2 protein-coding genes are annotated in these 1,734 nt (G+C 61.5%); both read left to right on the top strand.

Annotation, left to right across the window (positions count from 1 at the left end):
- Positions 1-647: TIGR00153 family protein (locus tag B3187_RS17030; RefSeq protein ID WP_286807676.1), on the top strand; the 647-nt coding region annotated here is incomplete at its 5' end.
- 33 nt (positions 648-680) lie between these two features.
- Positions 681-1,734 (top strand): inorganic phosphate transporter (locus tag B3187_RS17035; protein ID WP_286807677.1); only part of this gene is annotated, 1,054 nt, incomplete at its 3' end.

A 1,734-nucleotide genomic window follows, 5' to 3' on the forward strand; every position in this document is an offset into this window, starting at 1 on the left:
GGCGCTCTCCGATCAAGCCCATGCAGGAGCACATGGCCGTGGCCATCCGCGCCACCGGCGAGCTGCAGCGCTTCTTTGAGTGCGTGATCGCCGACGATTGGGAGCAGGTCGAAGCCGTTCAGCAGCGTATTGTCGAGCTGGAGCGCGAGGCCGATGCCCTGAAGAAGCAGCTCCGCCTGCACCTGCCCAAGAGCCTTTTCCTGCCCGTCCCGCGCACCGATCTGCTGGAACTGCTGAGCATGCAGGACCGCATCGCCAACCGCGCCAAAGACATTGCCGGCATCATGCTCGGCCGCAAGATGACCATTCCCGCCACCATGCAGGACATGACCCTGGAGTATGTGGGCGCCGCGGTGAAAGCCGCCGAGCAGGCGCTGGTGGCCATCAACGAGCTGGATGAACTGCTGGAAACCGGCTTCAGCGGTCGGGAACTGGGCATTGTGGAAAAGATGATTCAGGAGCTGGATGCCCTGGAACGCAAGACCGACCAACTGGAAGTGGAAATGCGCGCCACCCTGTACAGCCTGGAGGCCGACCTTCCGCCGGTGGACGTGATGTTTCTGTATAAGGTGATCGACTGGATCGGTGACCTCGCCAATCGCGCTCAGGATGTCGGTGGCCGTCTCGAACTGCTGCTCGCGCGTTAATTCAATCCTGCAAATGACTATTGGGGTAACCACATGACCGTGATCGCAGAATACGGCCAGACGCTGCTCATCCTCGCCTGCATCTTTGGCGTCTTTATGGCCTGGGGCGTTGGCGCCAACGACGTCGCCAATGCCATGGGCACCTCGGTGGGCTCTCGCGCCCTGACCATCAAACAGGCCATTCTGGTGGCCATGGTGTTCGAATTCCTCGGCGCCTACCTCGCCGGCGGCGAGGTGACCTCCACCATCCGCAAAGGCATTGTCGACCCCGTCATCATGGCGGAAAACCCGGACCTTCTGGTCTTCGGGATGCTATCCGCCCTTCTGGCCGCCGGCACCTGGCTGTTGATCGCCAGTATTCTCGGCTGGCCGGTATCCACCACCCACTCCATCGTCGGCGCCATTGTCGGTTTCGCCGCCGTGGGCATTTCCATGGAAGCGGTGGCCTGGAACAAGGTGGGCACCATTGTGGCGAGCTGGGTGGTATCTCCCCTGCTGGCGGGTACCATCTCCTTCTGGCTGTTCCGCTCGGTACAGAAGCTGATCCTCAATACCGAAGACCCCTTCAGCAACGCCAAGCGCTATATTCCACTGTACATGTTCGCCGTAGGCTTCCTGATCGCCATGGTGACCCTGGTGAAAGGCCTCAAGCATGTGCTGAGTGATTCGGCTTTTCAGCCCAGTTTCTTCCAGAGCATGGGAGTATCCGCCGTAATCGGCGTCCTGGTCGCGCTGCTCGGCATGCGCATGATGCGGGGCATCAAGAGAGACAACGAGGCCGACTCGGTCAACCGCTTCACCAGCGTTGAACGGGTATTCGGCATCCTGATGATTTTTACCGCCTGTGCCATGGCCTTCGCCCACGGCTCCAACGATGTGGCCAACGCTGTGGGGCCGCTGGCGGCCGTGGTCAGCGTGGTGCAGACCCAGGCGGTCAGCGCACAGGCGGTGGTACCCGCCTGGGTCCTGCTGATCGGTGCGGCAGGCATCGTCGTGGGCCTGGCGACCTACGGCTGGAAGGTGATTGCTACCATTGGCAAGAAAATCACCGAACTGACCCCGAGCCGCGGTTTTGCCGCCGAACTGG

The organism is Marinimicrobium sp. UBA4209, from assembly GCF_002381585.1.
GTDB classification, from domain to species: Bacteria; Pseudomonadota; Gammaproteobacteria; order Pseudomonadales; family Cellvibrionaceae; genus Marinimicrobium; species Marinimicrobium koreense.